The following is a 19,837-nucleotide window of genomic DNA, read 5'->3' as shown; positions in this document are numbered from 1 at the left end:
TCGGCGCACTACAGGTAAGCCAGCAGCGTGGCCTCCTCATGATCCAGATGGGCGTTCAGAGCATCGATCAGCCGATCCACTTGCGAGAGAAGGTCGGGCGATGGATCGGACAGCTGCTTCTCCAGCTCCTCCAGGAGTACGGCGATCTGGTCGTGCTCGGACTGCAGTCCGGCGATGACGTCGGCCAACTCGGGGTGCTGTTCGGCCAAGGCGGGGAACAGACCGAGGGACTCGCCCGTGTGGTGGTTGTGCAGGCCTTGGCAGAGCGTGAGGCAGTTGATCCGGAGCTGGGCGCCGAGTCCGGCCGTACCGGAGGTGGCGACCTCTTTGCGGATCAGGGCCAGCTCACGACGGAACACGGTGTGGATGTTCTTCAGGAAATCGGCAACCGACCCACCGCTGCTGGGTGGGCCGGGCGGCTGGACCAGCGCGACGACCGGGATTGTCCGGGTCGTTCGCTGTTGGTACTCACCCCACCCAGGCTCGGCCTCGACCAGGCGGGCGAACACCTCGTCGCGTTCGGCGTCGCGCAGGACGACGGCCGTCGCCGGGTAGGTGAACAGGCCGGTCTCGACGGTGACCTCGGGGTTGGCGACCAGGTTGTGGTACCAGTCCGGGTGCTTCGGACCGCCGCCGGCCGAGCCGACGACGAGGACGCGGTCCCCGTCCGGGTAGTACCCGAGGATCGCGGTGTGGTGCTTGCCCGAGCGAGCGCCGGTGGTGGTCAGCAGCAGGTACCTGCCGTCGGCCTGACCGGCGTTCGCGCGGAAGTTCTCGATGATTTCGTTCAGGATTCGCTTCTCTCGATGGTTTCGGGCATGCGGAAATGACCTTGTCAGCAAGGAGAAACGAAGGCGGCCCGCGAGCGGCCGCACCGGCGCTCAGAACGCAGCCGGGAACCCGACTCGTGAATGGCCAAGAATGGCCGACCCGGCAGTCACGCCGAGAATCCTAACCGGCCAAAGGGTCCTTCACGAGGCGCGGCGGGCGTAGGTGTCGACGTACTCCTGCCGCGAGTGGCTCTGCAGCACCCGCATCAGCTGGTCGGTGGCCTGGCGGACGACCGGCTGACTCACCGGGCGGCCGGCGTACGGCGAGAGGTCGAGCGGCGGGCAGATCTTCAGGTGCACGTGGCCGAAGTGCCAGCGCCGGGTGTCCGGCGGGTTGACCAGGTCGGTGCCGGTGACAACGACCGGTACGACGGGAGCGCCGGTGGCCAGCGCGACACGCATGACGCCGGTCTTGCCGCGGTACAGCCGCCCGTCGCGGGAGCGCGAGCCCTCGGGGTAGATGCCCCAGATCCCGCCGGACTCGAGGATCGCGGTCGCGGCGGCCAGCGCGTTCTGTGCGGCGCGCCCGCCGGACCGGTCGATCGGCACCTGACCGGCGGCGGTGAAGAACCAGCGGGTCAGCCGGCCTTTGAGTCCGGCGCCGGCGAAGTACTCCTGCTTCGCGACGAACGTGATCCGGCGCCGGACCAGCAGGCACAGGTACAGCGAGTCCGCGAGCGCGAGGTGGTTGCCGGCCACGATCACCGGGCCGGACCGCGGGATGTGCTCGAGGCCTTCGACCGTCGGCCGGCCGACGAACCGCAGCAACGGGCCGGCCAGGACGTACTTGAACAGCCAGTACCACATGGGACCTCCAGGCGTAGACAGTGTCTACTCCTGAGCATAGTAGACAATGTCTACGTGACCATCCCGTTGCGTGACCGTCTCGTCCAGGCCGGCGTCGAACTGCTCGAGGAGGAGGGCCTCGGCGAACTCACGTTGCGCGCGATCACCCGCCGTACGGGCGTCTCCCACGGCGCACCGCGGCGCTACTTTCCCACCCACAACGCGCTGCTCGCCGCCATCGCGTCAACCGGCCTGGACGACCTCGCCGATCGCCTCCAGCCATCGGATGGCACCCCGGAGGAGCAACTGATCGAGGCAGCTGAGCACTACCTGGATTTCGCCGCCGAACGCCCCGCCATGTTCGAGCTCCTCTTCCGCCACGACCTGCTCGAAGGCGCCGGTGGCAACCTCCGCTCCCGGTCGCTTCCGCTCTTCGAGCACTTCGCCGACCTGGTCACCCATGCCCGCCCCAACACCCCCGACGCCCGAGCCCGGGCGATCGCCCTCTGGACCAACCTCCACGGCCTGGCCACCCTCCGCGCCACCCGAGCCCTGGACCTCCTAGGAACCGACGACCTGACCCCGCTGGTGCGTCACGTCGTACACATCCACCTCAGCTAGCGCGCAAGGTGTCGTATACGTCGCGGACGTAGTAGGTGTCGGCGAGGGCGTCGTGGATGGCGTAGGCGGACTGGTCGACTCCGATGGTGGCGGACATAGCGCCGACGTCGGCGGTTGGCTCGGCGTTGGTGCGGGCGATGAGCTGGCTGATGATGCAGACGAGGCGGAAGTCCCAGGGGACGTCGGCGGCGTCGGCGGGGACCAGGTCGTTGAGGTGCATCAGGTGGAGTACGTCGGTCGCGTCCATCCACGGAGCCGCGCCGACCCAAAGCGGCTGGTCAGCAGTGAGCTCGACCATCAGCTCGGCAGCCTCGCGCCCGGTGCAGACGTTCTCGTCGGAGTCGTTCAAAGACGGGTGGCGATGGAAGCGGCTGATCTCCAGCGCCTGCTCGGTCGAGGTCGACAGGTCGAGCTCGTCGAGGCGAACGAACCGGTTGTACGCCGTCTCGCGCCCGTCGTCCTCGCGGCGGATCACGGCCAGTTGCCAGATCTGCCGCCCGCCGGGCAACCAGGGCTCGCGGACGCTCGTGGTTTCCAGGTCGACGAAGACGATCGGCATGCCGACGAGTATTCCGGCGATCAGGTGAGCTCGTATTCCAGGTCGGCGAGTACGCCGAAGTGGTCGCTGAGCCAGACGTCGTCGATCGGGGCATCGCCTACCAACTCGGCATGCATGACCCGAGCCCGCGCTTCCGGGTGTGAGTGCGCGGAGCCGACGAAGATGTAGTCGATCCGGCGCCGGTGCCGCGGCTGGCCGATCAGCTGCTCGATCTCCTCGGCTGCCAGCGGGTTCGCGACGGTCCAGGTGAAGCCGAGGCCTTCGCCGGCGACCGCCCAGGCGTCGTTGTAGTGCGTACTGCGACCACCGAGTGCCTGCAATCCAACCAAGTACCGAACCCCGGCCGACTTTGGCGTCGCGTTCAGATCGCCGGCGATGATCGACGGCAGCTGGAACCGATGCAGCTCGTCCACCTCGACCGCCGCGATCAACTGCTGCTCCCGCGCCGCGGCGTGGTCGAGCCGCCACGGGGTTGACGGATGAATGAACAGCAGCTCACCCAGCTCGGGTAGGTCGACAGCCGCGGCCAGAGTCCACCAATGGACATCCGACCCCGCCGACCCGCGGTGCTCGGCCACGTCGACGACGCGATGCGGCCACCGGGTCGCGAGCACCGAACCATGACTCCAACGGGACACCAGCACCTCCGACTGGTGCGTCGTGTGCGCCAGCCCCGTGCCCTCGACCAGTTGGCCGAGTTGGTGATCGGAGACCTCCTGCAGCGCGACCAGGTCCGGCTCCAGCCGCCGGAGCTCGGCATTGATCAGCCCGGTACGGCGGGGGTCGCCGGCGTCGTGCTGGACGTTCAGGGTGAGCACGCGGATCCGCATACCAACACAGTTCCCCGGCGGCGACTCGCCTACCCACGGTCGCCCGGCGGACGCGAAACGTAGTACGAAAGCCCCATTTCGCAAGTTCCCGAAGAAATCCTCCGGAAAGTCGGCCAGAAATCCGGACGAATGATGTAACGACGGCCACACTGTGCCGATAAATGGGTGAGCGACCCGGCGGGGGGACCGAGTGGGAAGCTCCGGTGTTTCTTCGGGACCACCGCATGTTGTGGGGGGCCTCGCAGGTGCTCACCCGGGGCGGGGTGAGCACCTGGCCGAGGTTTCTGCCCCCGGCAACTACCCCTTGATCCCGACGTTCGCCATTCCTTCGATGAACCGCTTCTGGGCGAACACGAACAACACGATCATCGGCAGCGCGGCCAGCGCCGTACCGGCCATCAGGTAGGGCCACTGGATGTCGTCCGGGTTCTGCGCGAAGATCGCCAACCCGAGTTGCAGCGGCCGCATCGAGTCCGACGTGGTGATCATCAACGGCCACAGGAACCCGTTCCAGGCGGCCTCGATCTGGAACACGCAGATGGTGATCAGGGCCGGCTTGATCAGCGGCGTCATGATCCGCCAGAAGATGCCGAACTCGCCGAGCCCGTCGACCCGGGCCGCCTGGGCCAACTCGTCCGGCAGCGACACGAAGAACTGCCGGGCCAGGAAGGTGAACAGCGGCGCCGCGCCGAGCGGGATGATCAGGCCCCACCAGGAGTTCAGCCAGCCGATCCCGCCCTGGCCGAGGATGTTGTTGCCGCCGAACAGCGGGATCGACTTCACGATCAGGAACAGCGGGACCAGGATGATCTGGAACGGCACCAGCAGCAGCACGATGAAGTAGTTCAGCAGCGCCTTCGAGCCACGCAGCGGAAGTTTCGCCAGCGCGTACCCGGCCGTCGTGCAGACCGCCAGCGTGAACAGCGTCTCGCCGACCGCGATGAACAGGCTGTTGCGGAAGTAGCGCAGGAACGGCGCGGTCTCCATCGCCTCGGTGAAGTTCCGCCAGCGCAGCTCGTTCGGCAGCCAGGAGAAGTCCATGATCTCCTGGTTGCTCTTCAGCGCGGTCAGCACCATCCAGACGAACGGCGTGATCATCAGGATCGAGCCGACGGTCAGGACGACGTACAACAGGATCCGGCCGACCCGGATCGTCGACGGCTTCGGCGCGGCCGCGGGTCCGGCCGCGGATCCGGAAACTGTCACGCTAGTCATTGGCATCCGCCCTCTGGAGCAGGCGCCCGACGCCGATGAAGGCGGCGATCACGATCATCATGATCACCGTCTCGGCGGACGCGTAGCCGAGTTTCAGGTCCGTGAACGCGTTCTGGTAGATGTCCAGCACCAGCACCCGGGTCTCGGTGCCGGGGCCGCCCTGGGTCATCACGTAGACCAGGTCGAACACCTGGAAGGTGCCGACGATCGACGTGATCAGGACGAAGAACTGCACCGGGCCGAGCGCCGGCCAGGTCACGTTGGCGAACTTCTGCCAGCGGCTGGCGCCGTCGATCTCGGCCGACTCCAGCAGGTCGCGCGAGACGCCCTGCAGCGCGGCCAGGTAGATGATGATCTTCGTGCCCAGGCCCTGCCAGACACCGATCACCATCAGCGAGGGCAGCGCGGTCGCCGGGTCGGACAACCACTGGGTCGGCGCGAAGCCGAACAGGCTGAGGAACCCGTTCGCCAGGCCGGAGCCCGGGTTGTAGATCCACAGCCAGACGGTGGCGATCGCGACCGTCGCGGTCACCGTCGGGATGTAGAACGCGGTCCGGAAGAAGCCGAGTGCCTTGATCTTCTGGTTCAGCCCGACCGCCACAGCGAGCGCGATCGCCATCGAAACCGGAATCACCACGAGCGCGTACAGCACGGTGTTCCACAGTGACGCCTGGAAGTCGACGTCGCGGAACAGGTCGGCGTAGTTGCCGAACCCGACCCAGGCCCACGAGTCACCGAAGCTGTAGTCGGTGAGGCTGAGCACCAGGACGGCGATCACCGGGATCACGATGAAGACCCCGGAGTGCAGCAGCGCCGGAGACAGCAGCAGCCAGCCGGCCCGGGCCTGGCCACGGATCAGCGTCCGGCTGTCCTTGGCGGGTGCGACCTTCCGCGGAGTACTGACCGCGGGACGTTCGAGAGTTGTACTCATCTGCTCTGCCCTGCCAGGTTGGCCAGCACCTTGGCGGGATCCTTCTGACCGAGGACCGCCTGGGTGAGCTGGATGTCGAAGTTGCCACGCATCTCGAGCCAGTTGGACGGCACCTCGTTCTCGTTGACCGCGTAGACGAGGCCGTCGGCGACGAACTGGCTCAACGGGTTCGACTTCGCCTGCGGCGAGTTGCTCGCGTCCTTGTAGGCCGGGATCTTGCGGTTCAGCTTGGCCAGCGCGTCCAGCGTGGTGGGCTTGGTCAGCGACTGGATGAAGGTCCAGGCCGCGTCCTTGTGCCGGCTGCGGGACCCGATCGACGCCAGGTCGCCACCGACGTACTCGATCTCCTTGCCGCTGTTGAAGCGGAAGAACTTCAGGTCGTCGCAGTTCTTCTTGCCGATGCCCTTCTCCGAGCAGTCGACCGCGCCGGTGACGATGCCCATCGCGGCCTTGCCGCTGAACACCAGCGCCGTCTGCGACGCGCTGCGCTCGCCGTACGGCTGGACGTTGTTGATCATCGACTTGATCCACAGCAGCGTGTCCAGGCCCTGCTGGTTGTCGAAGTTCGGCTCGCCGCCGACGTAGAGCGGGGTGCCGGTCGAGGCCAGGAAGGTGGTGAAGGACTGCCGGAACCCGGTCGGCGAGGCGAGGTCGAACCCGCTGCGGGTGATCGCCCCGTTCGCGTCCCGCTTGGTCAGCTTCTCGGCCGCCACCTTGATCTCGGCCAGCGAGGTCGGCGGCTTGTCCGGGTCGAGGCCGGCCTCCTTGAACGCGCTCTTGCGCAGCGCGACCGCGCGGGCGTCGGCGAGCAGCGGGTAGGCGTACAGCTTGTTGTCGTACGTCGCCGCCGGGATCAGCGCGGCGACGCTCTTCTCCTTGATCACGTCCGGCGTGACGCCGTACTTGCCCAGGTCGGCGAAGATCCGCTTCGAGGCGAACGGCTGCACCCAGCCGACACCGGTGACCACCACGTCGTACGGGATACCGGCAGCGATCGAGGTGGACAGCTTCTCGTTCAGGTTCGTGTACGTCGCGAAGTCCGGTTCGACCTTCATCTTCGGATAGGTCTTCTGGAAGTCGTCGACGACCTTCTGGAACTCCTCCCGGCCCTGGGTACTGGGCGGGAAGGACGGGATCAGCACCCGTAACGTCCCGGTGGCCTCGGCCGGCGGGACGCCGTCCGTGCTCTTGTCGATCACCCCGTTGCCACAACTGCTGACGACGACCGCGACGGCGGTCACCAGCAAGGTAAGTCCCGCGATACGTCTCACCTCAGTTGTCGCGGCAAGGCCCCGTCGTTCAGGGTGGGGAGGAACCGCGACTGCCTCCCTTCGAGGATCAGGGACTGTCGGTCCCGACTGATTGGATCTGTTCCATGTCCCGGTTCCGCATGTATCCGACATCTGCGCAGCAGGTTTCGTTGCTGGAGCAGTGCGGCCATGCCCGGTACGTCTGGAACCTGGCGCTCGAGCAGTGGTCGTCGTGGACCCGCGACACGCGCCACGCACCGAACTTCACTGTGCAATGCCGTCAATTGACCGAAGCACGAGCCGTGTTCGGCTGGCTGCGCGCAGGGTCGCAAACTGTCCAGCAGCAGGCGCTGCGAGACTTCGACCAAGCCGTCAAGAACTTCTACGCCGGAACCCACCGGAAGCCGACCTGGCGCAAAGCTGGACTGAACGACGGGTTCCGCATCGTCGGCTCCCAGGCGTCCCGGATGCTGAAGCTGAACCGGAAATGGGCCAAGGTCAACGTCCCCAAGGTCGGCTGGGTACGATTCCGGCTGTCCCGCACGATCCCCGACGCGAAGTCTTACCGGGTCACCCGCGACCGGGCGGGCCACTGGCACCTCGCGTTCGCCGTCAGACCGGAGCCGATCCCTGCACCCGGCACTGGTGAGGTCGTCGGCATAGACCGCGGAATCACCGTCTCGGCCGCCCTGTCCACGGGCGACCTCCTGACCTGCCCCAGGCTGTCCGAACGCGAGCAGAGACGACTCAAGCACCTGCAGCAACGCCTGTCCCGGTGTCGCCGCGGCTCGAACCGGCGCCGGCGGGTGATGGCGGCGATCGCCAAGCTGCACGCCCTGGCCCGGGATCGCCGCAGGGACTGGGTCGAGAAGACCAGCACCGACCTCGCCCGACGCTTCGACATCATCCGGGTGGAAGACCTGCCTATCGCCCAGATGACTCGCCGTCCGAAGCCGAAACCCGACCTGAGCCGGCCAGGGGCATCCATGCCGAACGGGCGCCGCGCCAAAGCCGGACTCAACCGCGGCATTCTGGCCAACGGCTGGGGACTCCTCGTCCAGCGGCTGGAACACAAGGCCGCGGCACGGGTCGAGAGGGTCAACCCTGCGTTCACCTCGCAGACCTGCAGCGCCTGCGGGCACCGTGCACCGGAGAACCGAGAGAGCCAATCGGTATTCCGGTGCGCAGCCTGCGGGCATCGGGCGAACGCTGACGTGAACGCCGCCATCAACATCGCGGCCGGACGGGCCGTCAGGGCACGCCGAGAGACGCCACCACGGGTCTCGCCGAAGCGTGAACCTCAACACGCTACCTCCGCGTAGTTGGTTGGAATCCCCATCCATGACGGGGAGGACGTCAAAGGGGAGCTCCTTCGCTGCCGCCGAAGCCTGGGTTTTGCCCAAGTGCAGCGAAAGTATGGGAAAGGGCTTTCCTCGTCAATACCTGAACGCTCGAATGATCACTATCGATCAGTTCCGGAACAAAGCGATGCCCGGTTCCAGGCTGAGCGCCGCCCCACAGGACGTCCGGATGTTCAGGTCGGGCAGCAGGCTGAGGTGCTGCACCGGGCCCGGACCGGCCTGCAGCTTGCGCAACAGGAGCTCGCAGGCCATCTCGCCGAGCGCGAACTTCGGCGGGCAGACAGCAGTGAGCGGTACGACGGCCAGCGCAGCCGTCACGTCGTTGTACGCGATGACGGCGAGGTCCTCGGGCACCCGGAGCCCCCGCTCCATCGCCCGCTCGACGAGCCGTGCGCCGTGCTCGTCGGAGTGCACCAGCACCGCCCGGCTGCCGAACGACTCGCACTCGGCCAGGAACGCGTCGAGCTGCGCCACCGCGGCCGGATCCTCCCCGTGCGCCGGCAGGTCCACCGGGGACAGGAACAGCTCGACGTCCAGCGCGGACGCGGCTGCCTCGATCCCGCGCCGCAGCCAGTGCGCCGTCACCGTCGCCTGCAGGTTGATCGCGACCCGCCGATGCCCGAGTTTCACGAAGTGCCGCAGCGCGAGCATCGCGCCGTACGCGTGGTCGGTGCGGACGTGGTCGTACTCGCGCGCCACCTGCGGGAACCCGAAGGCCCGCTCCATCAGCACCACCGGTACGTCGATCTCGTCCAGCCGGGACCCGAGCCGGTCGGCGTCGCCGTCACCGAGCGCGGTGCTGATCAGCAGCCCGGCCACCCCGACCCCGAGCACCCGGTCGATCCGCTCGCGCTCCTTGTCGGCGTCGTACCCGGACACGCCGAGCACGAGGCGGGCGCCGTACCGGTCGGCCATCGCCTCGGCACCGCGGATCACGTCGGAGTAGTACGACGCCGCGCTCGGGACCACGATGCCGATCGTGAGCTGACTGCCCTGGCCGGCCCGACCCTCCGGGCTGGCCCCGATCGCGCCACCGTGCACTCGGCGGAGCAGGCCGGCGGAGTCCAGCTCGGCGAGGTCCCGGCGTACTGTGATCGCGGAAACGCCCAGCTCGGCGGCCAGTTCGGCCACCCGGAGCCGGCCGTGCCGCCGCAGGCTCCGCAGGATCAGCTCGTGGCGCTCCGGTTGAAGCATGCAGTCCCCTGATGGTCGCGTGATTGATCGTGATCATACGATCAACACACGCTCACGCGGAACGAGGAGGCAGCCAGTGGAAAACGCGGGCCGGACCAACGCCGTGCTGGCGAAGCTGACGATGATCGGCGACCTGCTCCTGCTGCAACTGGTCTTCCTGGTCCTGAGCGTCGGCATCGTCACGCTGTTCCCGGCCGCGTTCGCGATGCAGCGGGTGCTCCCGGACGCGATCAGCCAGGACCGTCCGGCGCTGCTGCGGCACTTCTTCCAGCAGTTCCGCTGGGCCTTCCGGCGGTTCTGGCTGACCGGACTGGGGCTGTACTTCGGCGGGATCGCGCTCGCCTTCGGCCTGGCGTTCTGGGCGTACAGCGACGGCGTGGTGCGGATCTTCGCGCTGGCAGTGCTGATCCCACTGACCGGGATGATCGTCGGCCTCTACCTGAGTGCGCTCGCCGTACTCCCCGAAGCCGGTGACGAGACGACCACGAAGAGCCTGTTCCGGTCCGCGAACCTGTTCCTGCTCCGCCGGTCGCTGCCGGTCGCCGGCGGTGTGGTCGCGCTGTTCACCTGGTTCGCCCTGGTGTCGCAGGTCGTGACCCTGTTCGTGGTCGGATCCGGCCTGGTCCCGGCGCTGATCGCGTACTGGATGTCGAGGCCGGCCAGAAAAACTTCGGCGGACGTGTCAATCTGACCGGTCCTGGTTCGACGTAGAGGTGTAAGGCCCCTTCGGACCAAGGAGAGAAACCGGAATGCACGCGACGACCGAAACCCTGTCGACGACGCAGGCCGCGCAGGGCGGCCGCTCGCGCTGGCTGGCGCTCTACACGCTGTGTGCGGGCATGTTGATGATCGTGCTCGACGTCACCGTGGTGAACGTGGCCCTGCCGGCCATCCAGGACGACCTCGGCTTCACCAGTTCCTCCCTCGCCTGGGTGGTGAACGCCTACCTGATCGCCTTCGGCGGCCTGCTGCTGCTGGCCGGCCGGCTCGGCGACCTGCTCGGCCGCCGGAACGTCTTCGTCGGCGGACTGATCGTCTTCACCGCCGCCTCGGTGCTGTGCGGGCTCGCGCAGTCCCAGGAGGTGCTGGTGATCGCCCGTTTCATCCAGGGTGTCGGCGGCGCGCTGACGTCCGCGGTGATCCTGGGCATGATCGTGACGCTGTTCCCCGAGCCGCGGGAGCAGGCCAAGGCGATCGGCGTCTACGCCTTCGTCGCGTCGGCCGGCGGCTCGATCGGCCTGCTCGCGGGCGGTGTGCTGACGCAGGCGATCAACTGGCACTGGATCTTCTTCGTCAACCTGCCGATCGGCGCGCTGACCGCCGTACTGGCCGTCCGTCTGATCGGCAAGGACAAGGGGCTGGGTCTCGGTCGCGGGACCGACGTGCCGGGCGCCGTACTGATCACCGCCGCTCTGATGGTCGGCGTCTTCACCATCGTCAAGCCGGCCGCCGAGGAGGGCTGGACCGCACCGCGCACGCTGGTGCTCGGCCTGGTCACCGTTGTCCTGCTGGCCGCGTTCATCGTCCGTGAGGCCACCGCCGCCAACCCGCTGGTGCCGCTGCGGATCTTCCGCTCCCGCAACCTGACCGGTGCGAACCTGGTGCAGGCGCTGACCGGCTCCGGGATGTTCGGCATCTTCTTCCTCGGCTCGCTCTACCTGCAGCGGGTGCTCGGGTACGACGCTCTGGAGATCGGACTGGCGTTCCTGCCGACGACCGTGGTGATGGGCCTGCTGTCGGTCAGGTACTCGGACAAGCTGGTGATGCGGTTCGGTCCGCGCCGCCCGCTGATCGCCGGACTGGTGCTGATCGTGGCCGGGCTGGCCCTGTTCACCCAGGCGCCGGTCGGTGGCAACTACTTCGTCCACGTGCTGCCCGTGCTGGTGCTGCTGGGTCTGGGCGCCGGTGTCTGCTTCCCAGCCCTGATGGGTCTGTCGATGGCGGACGTGAAGCCCGAGGACGCGGGCCTGGCCTCCGGGCTGATCGGCACCACCGCGCAGGTCGGCGCTGCCCTGGGCCTGGCGGTCCTGGCCACTCTGTCCGCCACCCGCACCGCCGGGCTGGACGCGGCGGGCAGGGCTCCGCTGGACGCACTGACCTCCGGCTACCACCTGTCGTTCGCGATCGCAGCCGTCATCGTGGCCACCGCGGTGGTCATCGCCTGCACCCTGATGCGCCCGGCCAAGCAGCCGGTTGAGGTTGCTCCCGAGGAAGTTGCTCTGGAAGCAGCCTGACGAGGTACGGCGACCTCCCCGCACATCGCATGTGTGGGGAGGTCGTCTATTTGCGGTGTTTGGCGTGGGTCTCCGCGTACCACTGCCACCAGGCCAGGCCGCGGCGGCGGGCGCCGATGGTCAGCAACAGCATGGCCAGCAGGACGAGTGCCAACCCGCTGCCGACCAGGCCGAGGCCCAGGCGAGAGGTGTTCTTGTCCGCGACCCACTTCTCCGCGTCGACGCGAGCCAGCGCCTTCGTGGGCTCGGACTGGCGGTAGACGAGATGCAGCGGCGGGGCGTAGCGAGTGCCGGGAGCCGGTGTCTGCACACCTTCCGGCATGCCCTGGCGATCACCTTGGATGTGGTCGAGGTTGGTCCGGATCCGGTCCACTCCGCCGGCCGTGAAGTCGACCCGCACCTCGCCGATCGCCGGACGGCCCGCGCCTCCGGTGACCTCGACCTGGACCGAGTCGGCCACCGTCTCGATCCCGTAGTCGAGCAGCTCGCGGCTCAGCCGCTGCCGGGACGAGACGTCCACGAGCACCAGGACTCCGAGCACGATCAGGACGACTGCGGGCAGCGCGATCCACGTCGGCCACCGACCCCGGGATTCGTTCTCCCGGCTCATCGGCGTACCGCCGTATCGAACTGCGCCATGTGTTCCTCCCAGGCCGTGGCGTGATCATTGCACGGAAGATGTCCACAGGGTGGGGTATCGGGTTTCGAAGTGGGGGGTGGGATGGGGAAGGATATGGGCCACGCGGGTGCGGGTCGCCCGGGCAGGTAGTCGGTAGAGGGGAATCGGACAGTGGTGGTGCAGTCGGTCGAGCAGCGGATCGCCAGTGAGCTGGAGGTCGGCGAGAACCAGGTCCGGGCAGCGGTGGCGCTGCTCGACGAGGGGTCGACGGTTCCGTTCATCGCGCGGTACCGCAAAGAGGTCACCGGGATGCTCGACGACGCGCAGCTGCGCACGCTCGAGGAACGCCTGCGGTACCTCCGCGAGTTGGAGGAGCGCCGGCAGACGGTGCTCGAGTCGATCGAGAGCCAGGGCAAGCTGGACGACGCGCTGAAGGAGCAGATCATTGCCGCCGACACCAAGTCGCGGCTCGAGGACATCTACCTTCCGTTCAAGCCCAAACGCCGTACCAAGGCGATGATCGCCCGCGAGGCCGGGCTCGAGCCGCTCGCCGACGGGTTGCTCGCCGACCCGGACGTCGAGCCGTTCGCGGCCGCCGCGGTCTTCGTCAACACCGAGGCCGGAGTGGCCGACCCGCAGGCCGCGCTGGACGGCGCGCGGGCCATCCTGGTCGAGCGGTTCGCGGAGAACGCCGACCTGATCGGTGAGCTGCGCGAGCGGCTGTGGGTGCAGGGCCGGCTCGCCTCGACGGTCCGGGAGGGCAAGGAGACCGAGGGCGCGAAGTTCTCCGACTACTTCGACTTCGACGAGCCGTTCACCAAGATGCCGTCGCACCGGATCCTGGCCATGTTCCGCGGCGAGAAGGAGGACGTGCTCACGCTGACCGTCGAGCCGCTCCCGGCCGGTGTCGAGGCTGACGGGCCGACCGAGTACGAGACGACCGTTGCCCGCGCCAACGGCATCGAGAACCAGGGCCGCGCGGCGGACAAGTGGCTGGTCGAGACGGTCCGCTGGGCCTGGCGGACGAAGATCCTGGTGCACTTGGGCATCGACCTGCGGATGCGGCTGCGGCAGGTCGCCGAGGACGAGGCGATCCGGGTGTTCGCGGCCAACCTGCGCGACCTGCTGCTGGCCGCCCCGGCCGGCACCCGGGCGACGATGGGCCTGGACCCGGGCTTCCGCACCGGCGTGAAGGTCGCGGTGGTGGACGCGACCGGCAAGGTGGTCAACACCGGCGTCATCTACCCGCACGTCCCGCAGAACCAGTGGGACAAGTCGATCGCCACGCTGGCCGCGCTGGCCGCCGCGCACAACGTCGAGCTGATTGCCATCGGCAACGGGACGGCGTCACGCGAGACCGACAAGCTGGCGGCGGAGCTGATCGCCAAGCACCCCGAGCTCAAGCTGACCAAGGCGGTCGTCTCCGAGGCCGGCGCGTCGGTGTACTCGGCGTCCGCGTTCGCCTCCCAGGAGCTGCCCGGGATGGACGTGTCGCTGCGCGGCGCGGTCTCGATCGCCCGCCGGCTGCAGGACCCGCTGGCCGAGCTGGTGAAGATCGACCCGAAGTCGATCGGCGTCGGCCAGTACCAGCACGACCTCGCCGAGAACGCCTTGTCCCGCTCGCTCGACGCGGTCGTCGAAGACTGTGTGAACGCGGTCGGCGTCGACCTCAACACCGCGTCCGCGCCGCTGCTGACCCGGGTCTCCGGCATCACACAGGGGCTGGCCGACAACATCGTCCAGCACCGCGACGTCAACGGGCCGTTCAAGTCGCGCACCGCGCTGAAGGAAGTGGCGCGGCTCGGCCCGAAGGCGTTCGAGCAGGCGGCCGGCTTCCTGCGGATCCCCGACGGCGACGACCCGCTGGACGCGTCCAGCGTGCACCCGGAGGCGTACCCGGTGGTCCGCCGGATCCTGGACGCGACCGGCTCGGACGTGAAGGCGCTGATCGGGTCGGCGGAGCTTAAGCGGCTCAAGGCGGCGGACTTCGTCGACGACATGTTCGGGCTGCCGACGGTGACCGACATCCTGGCCGAGCTGGAGAAGCCGGGCCGGGACCCGCGGCCCGCGTTCAAGACCGCGGTGTTCGCCGAGGGCGTGGACAAGATCGCCGACCTCAAGCCGGGGATGCGGCTGGAGGGCCAGGTCACCAACGTGGCCGCGTTCGGCGCGTTCATCGACATCGGCGTCCACCAGGACGGGCTGGCGCACGTGTCGGCGCTGTCGAAGAACTTCGTCAAGGACCCGCGCGAGGTCGTCAAGCCCGGTGACATCGTCAAGGTGAAGGTGCTCGAGGTCGACATCCCGCGGAACCGGATCTCGCTGACCCTGCGCCTCGACGACGAGCCCGGCGCCGGCGCGGGCGGACGCCCGGGCGACCGCGGCGCGCGCGGCGGGAACCAGGGCAACCAAGGTGGTCGCGGACAGGGCGGTCGTGGGTCCGGCGGTCAAGGTGGTCGCGGGCCCGGCGGACAGGGCGGTGGACAGGGCGGCGGTCGCGGGTCCGGCGGTCAGGGCGGCGGTCGCGGGTCCGGTGGTCAGGGCCGTGGTGGGCGTGGCCCGGGCGGTCAGGGTGGTCGTGGCGGTGCGCAGCCCGAGACCCCGATGGACGAGACCTCGCTCGCCGATGCATTCCGGAAGGCGGGCTTCACGGTCCGCTGATGTCCACGGGTGGCGGTCGGCTCTGCAGGGAGGAGTGCTGATGCGGGATTTGATCGTCACCCAGAACATCACCGTGGACGGCGTCATCGAGGCGGGCGACTGGTTCGACCCGGGCGGCGGTGGTCAGGACCTGCTCGACGTACTGAACGAGCAGGCCGCGCGGGCGGACGGGTTCCTCACCGGGCGGCTGACGTTCGAGTCGATGCGGGAGTTCTGGCCCCGGCAGACCGACGACAAGACCGGCGTCACGGCGTACCTGAACCAGGTGCACAAGTACGTCGTCTCAACCACGCTGCAGGATCCCGGCTGGCAGCCGACCACGGTCCTGCGCAACCTGGACGACGTACGACGGATCAAGACCGAGCCAGGCCGAGACATCGTCTGCACCGGCAGCATCAGCCTCACGCACGCACTGATCGCAGCAGACCTCGTCGACGAGTACAGACTTTTCGTCTACCCGACCGTCGTCGCCACCGGCCGCCACCTCTTCCCGGAAGACTCTCCGCAGTCCCTACAACTGACAGACACGCAGTCCTTCGACTCCGGCATCATCCTGCTGATCTACCGACCGACAACCTCGTAGCCAGCCGCCTCAACCGCCGCCCGCACGGCAGCCGCCTCCAGTTCGCGCTCGCTCACCACCGTGACCAGTTCCGTGGGCAGGTCGACGCTCACTGACTCGACCCCGGGCAGCGTCTCGAGCTCCTCGGTCACGAAGCGAGCGCAGTGCCCGCAACTCATCCCGAGCACACGGAACTCCTGAGTGCTCATCGCTCGCTCACATCCCGCGTCACTTGCGTCGTACGTCGGATCCTCCCGTCCGGGGCCACCTCGCCGAACAGGTACACCTCGGTCGAGATCGTCCGTCCCCGCCGCAGCTCCGCATGCACCGTGAACCGTGCGGCCAACCGATCGCCCGATCGCATCGCCTCGTGCACGTCGTACTTCCAGGCCACCAGGTTCTTCCGCACCGGTCGCAGGTGATCGATCAGCCGCTGCCGGTCCAACGTCACGCCGTCGGCGACCTGCTCGATCTCCGGTGTGTAGTAGCGATCCACGACTGTCCCGGCGTCGCCGCCCGCGACAATCTCCCGGGTGAACGAGTCGAAGAAGTCGGCGACGTACTCCCGCGCACTTAAATCTGACATACTGTCAAAGCTAACTCGCTCCGCTAACCTTGACAAGGTGTCAAAGGAAGAGCCGGTACGGCGGAGACGGCGCAGAGCGGACGCGGACCGGAGCCGGGGCGCGGTGCTGGCAGCCGCGATCGCGCTGCTGGACGAGCGGATCGACGCCAGCATGGAGAGCGTCGCAGCGGCGGCAGGAGTCACACGCCAGACGGTGTACGCGCACTTCCCGTCTCGCGACCTACTGCTGAACGCGGTTGTCGACGAGCTCACCCGCGAGACCATCGCGGCGATCGACGCGCTCGAACTCGACCACGGACCGGCGTTGGACGGGGTACTCGCGTTGCTCGACGTGGGCTGGCGTGGATTCGAGCAGCACCCATTGCTCCTGCACCTACCGCTGTCGGCAGAGCAGGACGAGCGCCACGGACCAGTGGCCGAGCGGCTCGAACGGCTGATCCGTCGCGGTCAGCGCGCCGGTGAGATCAGTCGCGAACTGCCCGTCGCGTGGCTGGTCTCGGCCCTCATCGCCCTCGGGCACGCAGCAGGCGAGGCAGCGGGTGCCAACCGCCTGCCGACGAGGAAGGCCGCAGCGGCACTCCGCACCAGCGTCATCCGCCTGCTCGCACCTTAGGACCGTTCCAGCTGCCGTGCGGGGGCTCGGCCAGAAGTCCAAGGGCCTCAAAGCGCAGCGGGTCAGCGGAGGTCGGTGAGATGGCCGCCTGGGTCGCCTAGGTGGACGGCGGTGGCCGTGGGGGTGTAGCCGAGGCGGCGGTAGATGCGGTCGGCGCCGTCGTCGCCGGGGGTGAGCCACGCGAGAGTGGCGCCGGCGAGGGTGAAGGCGTAGTGGGTCGCGTACGCCGTGGCGATCGCGCCGAGACCACGGCGGCGGTGGGTGTGGATGGTGCCGACGCCGGCGACCTCGGTGACGGCGTCCGCGATCGCGGTCCAGGAGGCACTCGCGGCGGCCACACCGTCGACTCGGACGAGCAGAGTCCCGCCGTCGACCGGGTCACCATGCCGGCCGAAGTCGGCGCCGGGCATGTCGTACGCGTCGGCGGACACCGTGTTCGCCTCGGCCTGAGCCTCGTCGGTCGTGGTCACCTCGACGGTGACGCCGTCCGCCAGCTCAGGAAGTTGCAGGTCCGCGGGCTCGACCGCGAGCAGCGGCGGACGGGAGACGATCGTCATCCCCTGCGCCTCGAGGGCCTCGGCCAGGCCGGGGTTGGCCTCGTCCACGAGCTCGGCACTCAGCCAGCGGCCTTCGGCGGCGAACGCCTGGCGGATGGTCGCGACCGCCCACGGGACCTCGTCCGGGTCGAACGGCTTGCCGGGCTCGGCCGCCAGCATCGAGGACAGGTACCAGGCATCACTGTCGTGCAGCAGCCCCACCAGAGGCCCGGCCACCACCTGACGTTTCGACCTCGACAATCCGGCCAACTGAGCCGCGGCAATCCGCGCACCGATCTCCATACCCGGACCTTACGACTCGCGCACCACACCACTCGACCGGTTATCCCCGGTCCGCGAGCAGCAGCAGGTCGAGGAGACGGTCGAGATCGGCGGTCGACGGCGAACGACCGAGTACGGCGGCCAGCGAGTCGAGGGTCTCGACCAGCCCGGCTCGGACCGCCGCACGGGGCCCGGACTGCGCGGCTGCGACCGCCGCAATCACGCCATCGGCTCGAGGCGAAGCCGCCAGGAGATCCGCGCCAACCGAGGCGGGCGGCGCCACCGGTCCGGGAGAGATTCGCACGTCCAACTGGGCGCCGAGAGCGGTCGCGAGGCGGTCGAGGGCGGAGACTGTCGGGTTGCCGCGGCCGTTCTCGAGGTTGGCGATGTACGGGACGGACAAGCCGGCGTCGACCGCGACCGACGCGATCGTGCGACCGGCTGCCTTGCGGCGCTCGCGCAGTTCTTCACCCAGTTCCACATCCGCCAGCCTATTCTCACAGAACACTCTTGCCAAGACCTATCTCGTCAGGATAGTTTGCCGGATCGTGAGGAACCGCGACTTCCGCCGGCTGTGGATCGGCAACGGCATCTCCGGGATCGGGACCTGGCTGCTGATCGTCGCGATCCCGTTCCACGTCTACGACCTGACCGGATCCCCGGTGGCGACCGGGCTCGCGCTCGCCCTGGAGGCACTTCCGGCCCTGCTCGTCGGGCCGTGGGCCGGCGTCCTGCTCGACCGGTGCGACCTGGTCCGGGCGATGTGGATCGCCGACCTGGTCAGCGCCGCCGCGGTCGCGCTCATCCTGTTCGCCGACACCGGCCGGATCTGGCCGATCTACCTGGCCATCCTGATCGAGAGTACGGCGACCACCGTCTTCCGTCCCGCCTCCCGGGCACTGCTCCCCGCAGTCGTTGGCACCGGCAACGAACTCGCCGCCGCCAACTCCCTGAACGCCTTCACCGGCAGCGCAATCCGGCTCGCCGCCCCACCGCTCGGCGCTCTCCTGCTGGCCGGGCCCGGGATCGAGTTCGTCCTGGCCGTCGACATCGTCAGCTACTTGTTGTCTGCGGCAATCATCGCGACTGTCCACACCCGCCGGCACGCGACCACGGAGCGCTTCGACAGCCCACTCGCCGGTTTCAAGTACGTCGCCGGACACCGGGCGCTGCGTGGAGTTCTGCTCGGCCAAACAGTCTTCCTGACCGCGAACGCCGGCCTCACCGCACTGCTCGTCCCGTTCACCGTCGACCGCCTGCACGCGCCCGGATACGCGCTCGGCTATTTGATCTCCGGCCTCGGCGCGGGGTACCTGATCGGCGCCGCCCTGAGCACGAAAGCCCTTACCTGGCTGAAGATTCGCGACCTGCTGGTCGTCACCCAGCTCGCGAACGCAGCAGGCTACTTCGCCCTCTTCAACTCCCCGAGCGTCCCCTGGGCGATCGCCGCCGCGGCACTGATCGGCCTCCCCGGCAGCATCCTGCTGATCACGGCGGAAACGGCCATCCAGCGGACCGCGCCGACAGGCATGCTCGGTCGCGTCGGGGCGCTCTTCTTCGCCGCCGACTCCCTCGCCCTTCTCATCGGCGCGCTCGCCGCCCCCGCGTTGACCTTGGTCCTCGGACTACCCCTCACGCTCAACGCGCTCGCGGCATTCGCCGTACTTGCGGGAGCTCTGACGCTGGTCGCCGTACCGGGTCATCCGGCGAACTTCACACGGGCGCCGCTGACGCGTCGTACCTAGCCCGGGCGGCCGCGATCTCGGACTGGTGGGTCTCGGTCCAGGTGACCAGGGACTGGATGGTGGCGTGCAGGGTGACGCCGAGCGGGGTGAGCTCGTAGTCGACCCGCGGCGGCACGACGGGGTAGACGGTCCGGCTGACCAGACCGTCGCGCTCGAGTTGGCGCAGGGTCACGGTGAGCATTCGCTGGCTGATCCCGTCGATCGTCTTCTTCAGCTCGGTGAACCGCATCGACTCGTTGTCCAGCAGCGCGATCACCAGCAGGGACCACTTGTCGCCGATCCGGTCCAGGATCTGCCGGACCTCACAGTCCTCGCGGGTGTCCCACTGGAACGCCTCCTCATTGCAGCAGGAGTAACTCGGTTCCTTTGAAGTGCCTTCTTCCACAACTCCCGATGGTTCCTGAAGATGGGGTCAGTTACAA

General features: G+C 68.4%; 22 protein-coding genes. 8 read left to right on the top strand and 14 right to left on the bottom strand.

Going from position 1 to position 19,837, the window contains the following annotated elements:
- Positions 1–8: 8 nt before the first annotated feature.
- Both ACIBL3_RS05295 and ACIBL3_RS05290 read right to left on the bottom strand, forming a co-directional pair.
- Positions 9–842: a nitroreductase/quinone reductase family protein gene (locus tag ACIBL3_RS05295; RefSeq protein ID WP_396351912.1), complete on the bottom strand. Its 834-nt coding sequence runs from the start codon at positions 840–842 to the stop codon at positions 9–11.
- A 129-nt stretch (positions 843–971) separates the two neighbouring features.
- Complete coding sequence (locus ACIBL3_RS05290) at positions 972–1,637, bottom strand: lysophospholipid acyltransferase family protein (RefSeq protein WP_396351911.1); 666 nt, start codon at positions 1,635–1,637, stop codon at positions 972–974.
- A gap of 54 nt (positions 1,638–1,691) precedes the next feature.
- On the opposite strand from ACIBL3_RS05290, the gene ACIBL3_RS05285 reads away from it, so the two are divergent.
- Positions 1,692–2,237: a TetR/AcrR family transcriptional regulator gene (locus tag ACIBL3_RS05285; RefSeq protein WP_396351910.1), complete on the top strand. Its 546-nt coding sequence runs from the start codon at positions 1,692–1,694 to the stop codon at positions 2,235–2,237.
- Here ACIBL3_RS05285 and ACIBL3_RS05280 read toward each other — a convergent pair.
- The 5 genes from ACIBL3_RS05280 to ACIBL3_RS05260 all read right to left on the bottom strand — a co-directional run bounded on the left by ACIBL3_RS05280 (position 2,230) and on the right by ACIBL3_RS05260 (position 7,013).
- A complete protein-coding gene (locus ACIBL3_RS05280; RefSeq protein ID WP_396351909.1) occupies positions 2,230–2,796 on the bottom strand; it encodes a hypothetical protein in 567 nt (188 codons plus the stop codon). The two genes, ACIBL3_RS05285 and ACIBL3_RS05280, sit on opposite strands and share 8 nt — an antisense overlap.
- A 20-nt stretch (positions 2,797–2,816) precedes the next feature.
- Positions 2,817–3,626 (bottom strand): endonuclease/exonuclease/phosphatase family protein, encoded by an 810-nt coding sequence (locus ACIBL3_RS05275; RefSeq protein WP_396351908.1) that lies wholly within the window; start codon positions 3,624–3,626, stop codon positions 2,817–2,819.
- Positions 3,627–3,923: 297 nt separating this feature from the next.
- Positions 3,924–4,832, bottom strand: coding sequence for a carbohydrate ABC transporter permease (locus ACIBL3_RS05270; RefSeq protein WP_396351907.1), 909 nt, complete (start codon positions 4,830–4,832; stop codon positions 3,924–3,926).
- A 1-nt stretch (position 4,833) separates the two neighbouring features.
- Complete coding sequence (locus ACIBL3_RS05265; protein WP_396351906.1) at positions 4,834–5,772, bottom strand: carbohydrate ABC transporter permease; 939 nt, start codon at positions 5,770–5,772, stop codon at positions 4,834–4,836.
- Entirely contained in the window at positions 5,769–7,013 is a 1,245-nt protein-coding gene (locus tag ACIBL3_RS05260; RefSeq protein ID WP_396351905.1) for an extracellular solute-binding protein, read from the bottom strand. The genes ACIBL3_RS05265 and ACIBL3_RS05260 overlap by 4 nt, the downstream gene beginning before the upstream one ends.
- Before the next feature lie 134 nt (positions 7,014–7,147).
- Here ACIBL3_RS05260 and ACIBL3_RS05255 point away from each other — a divergent pair, with 134 nt between their 5' ends.
- The gene (locus tag ACIBL3_RS05255; protein ID WP_396351904.1) at positions 7,148–8,344 is read left to right on the top strand and encodes an RNA-guided endonuclease InsQ/TnpB family protein; all 1,197 of its coding nucleotides are present in this window, start codon (positions 7,148–7,150) and stop codon (positions 8,342–8,344) included.
- Between the two features lie 147 nt (positions 8,345–8,491).
- Here the strand turns inward: ACIBL3_RS05255 and ACIBL3_RS05250 are convergent, their stop codons facing one another.
- Entirely contained in the window at positions 8,492–9,577 is a 1,086-nt protein-coding gene (locus ACIBL3_RS05250; protein ID WP_396351903.1) for a substrate-binding domain-containing protein, read from the bottom strand.
- A 76-nt stretch (positions 9,578–9,653) separates the two neighbouring features.
- Between ACIBL3_RS05250 and ACIBL3_RS05245 the strand changes: the two genes are divergently transcribed.
- Complete coding sequence (locus tag ACIBL3_RS05245; RefSeq protein ID WP_396351902.1) at positions 9,654–10,268, top strand: DUF624 domain-containing protein; 615 nt, start codon at positions 9,654–9,656, stop codon at positions 10,266–10,268.
- A gap of 58 nt (positions 10,269–10,326) precedes the next feature.
- Complete coding sequence (locus ACIBL3_RS05240) at positions 10,327–11,811, top strand: DHA2 family efflux MFS transporter permease subunit (protein ID WP_396351901.1); 1,485 nt, start codon at positions 10,327–10,329, stop codon at positions 11,809–11,811.
- Between the two features lie 46 nt (positions 11,812–11,857).
- On the opposite strand, the gene ACIBL3_RS05235 is transcribed toward ACIBL3_RS05240, so the two are convergent.
- Positions 11,858–12,421, bottom strand: coding sequence for a hypothetical protein (locus ACIBL3_RS05235; RefSeq protein ID WP_396351900.1), 564 nt, complete (start codon positions 12,419–12,421; stop codon positions 11,858–11,860).
- A gap of 180 nt (positions 12,422–12,601) precedes the next feature.
- Here ACIBL3_RS05235 and ACIBL3_RS05230 point away from each other — a divergent pair, with 180 nt between their 5' ends.
- Together ACIBL3_RS05230 and ACIBL3_RS05225 are read left to right on the top strand one after the other, a co-directional pair.
- Positions 12,602–15,091 carry a Tex family protein gene (locus ACIBL3_RS05230; protein WP_396351899.1) on the top strand — a complete coding sequence of 830 codons (2,490 nt, stop codon included), beginning with the start codon at positions 12,602–12,604 and terminating at the stop codon, positions 15,089–15,091.
- Between the two features lie 40 nt (positions 15,092–15,131).
- Positions 15,132–15,674 carry a dihydrofolate reductase family protein gene (locus tag ACIBL3_RS05225; RefSeq protein ID WP_396351898.1) on the top strand — a complete coding sequence of 181 codons (543 nt, stop codon included), beginning with the start codon at positions 15,132–15,134 and terminating at the stop codon, positions 15,672–15,674.
- Here the strand turns inward: ACIBL3_RS05225 and ACIBL3_RS05220 are convergent.
- Together ACIBL3_RS05220 and ACIBL3_RS05215 are read right to left on the bottom strand one after the other, a co-directional pair.
- On the bottom strand, positions 15,653–15,862 hold the full coding sequence (locus ACIBL3_RS05220; protein WP_396351897.1) for a heavy-metal-associated domain-containing protein: 210 nt from the start codon (positions 15,860–15,862) through the stop codon (positions 15,653–15,655). The two genes, ACIBL3_RS05225 and ACIBL3_RS05220, sit on opposite strands and share 22 nt — an antisense overlap.
- The gene (locus tag ACIBL3_RS05215; protein WP_396351896.1) at positions 15,859–16,239 is read right to left on the bottom strand and encodes a nuclear transport factor 2 family protein; all 381 of its coding nucleotides are present in this window, start codon (positions 16,237–16,239) and stop codon (positions 15,859–15,861) included. Before ACIBL3_RS05215 ends, ACIBL3_RS05220 begins: the two co-directional genes overlap by 4 nt.
- Positions 16,240–16,276: 37 nt before the next feature.
- On the opposite strand from ACIBL3_RS05215, the gene ACIBL3_RS05210 reads away from it, so the two are divergent.
- The gene (locus ACIBL3_RS05210) at positions 16,277–16,852 is read left to right on the top strand and encodes a TetR/AcrR family transcriptional regulator (RefSeq protein WP_396351895.1); all 576 of its coding nucleotides are present in this window, start codon (positions 16,277–16,279) and stop codon (positions 16,850–16,852) included.
- Between the two features lie 62 nt (positions 16,853–16,914).
- Here ACIBL3_RS05210 and ACIBL3_RS05205 read toward each other — a convergent pair whose 3' ends face one another.
- Positions 16,915–17,691 carry a GNAT family N-acetyltransferase gene (locus ACIBL3_RS05205; protein ID WP_396351894.1) on the bottom strand — a complete coding sequence of 259 codons (777 nt, stop codon included), beginning with the start codon at positions 17,689–17,691 and terminating at the stop codon, positions 16,915–16,917.
- A gap of 40 nt (positions 17,692–17,731) precedes the next feature.
- Positions 17,732–18,151 carry a helix-turn-helix domain-containing protein gene (locus ACIBL3_RS05200; RefSeq protein ID WP_396351893.1) on the bottom strand — a complete coding sequence of 140 codons (420 nt, stop codon included), beginning with the start codon at positions 18,149–18,151 and terminating at the stop codon, positions 17,732–17,734.
- A gap of 67 nt (positions 18,152–18,218) precedes the next feature.
- Between ACIBL3_RS05200 and ACIBL3_RS05195 the strand changes: the two genes are divergently transcribed.
- On the top strand, positions 18,219–19,415 hold the full coding sequence (locus ACIBL3_RS05195) for an MFS transporter (RefSeq protein ID WP_396351892.1): 1,197 nt from the start codon (positions 18,219–18,221) through the stop codon (positions 19,413–19,415).
- Here the strand turns inward: ACIBL3_RS05195 and ACIBL3_RS05190 are convergent.
- Positions 19,384–19,800: a winged helix-turn-helix transcriptional regulator gene (locus tag ACIBL3_RS05190; protein WP_396351891.1), complete on the bottom strand. Its 417-nt coding sequence runs from the start codon at positions 19,798–19,800 to the stop codon at positions 19,384–19,386. The two genes, ACIBL3_RS05195 and ACIBL3_RS05190, sit on opposite strands and share 32 nt — an antisense overlap.
- Positions 19,801–19,837: the final 37 nt, after the last annotated feature.

Source organism: Kribbella sp. NPDC050124 (assembly GCF_044460355.1).
GTDB lineage: Bacteria > Actinomycetota > Actinomycetes > Propionibacteriales > Kribbellaceae > Kribbella.
The sequence above is the reverse complement of the archived record's forward strand: the minus strand, read 5'-3'. Positions and strand labels throughout refer to the sequence as shown.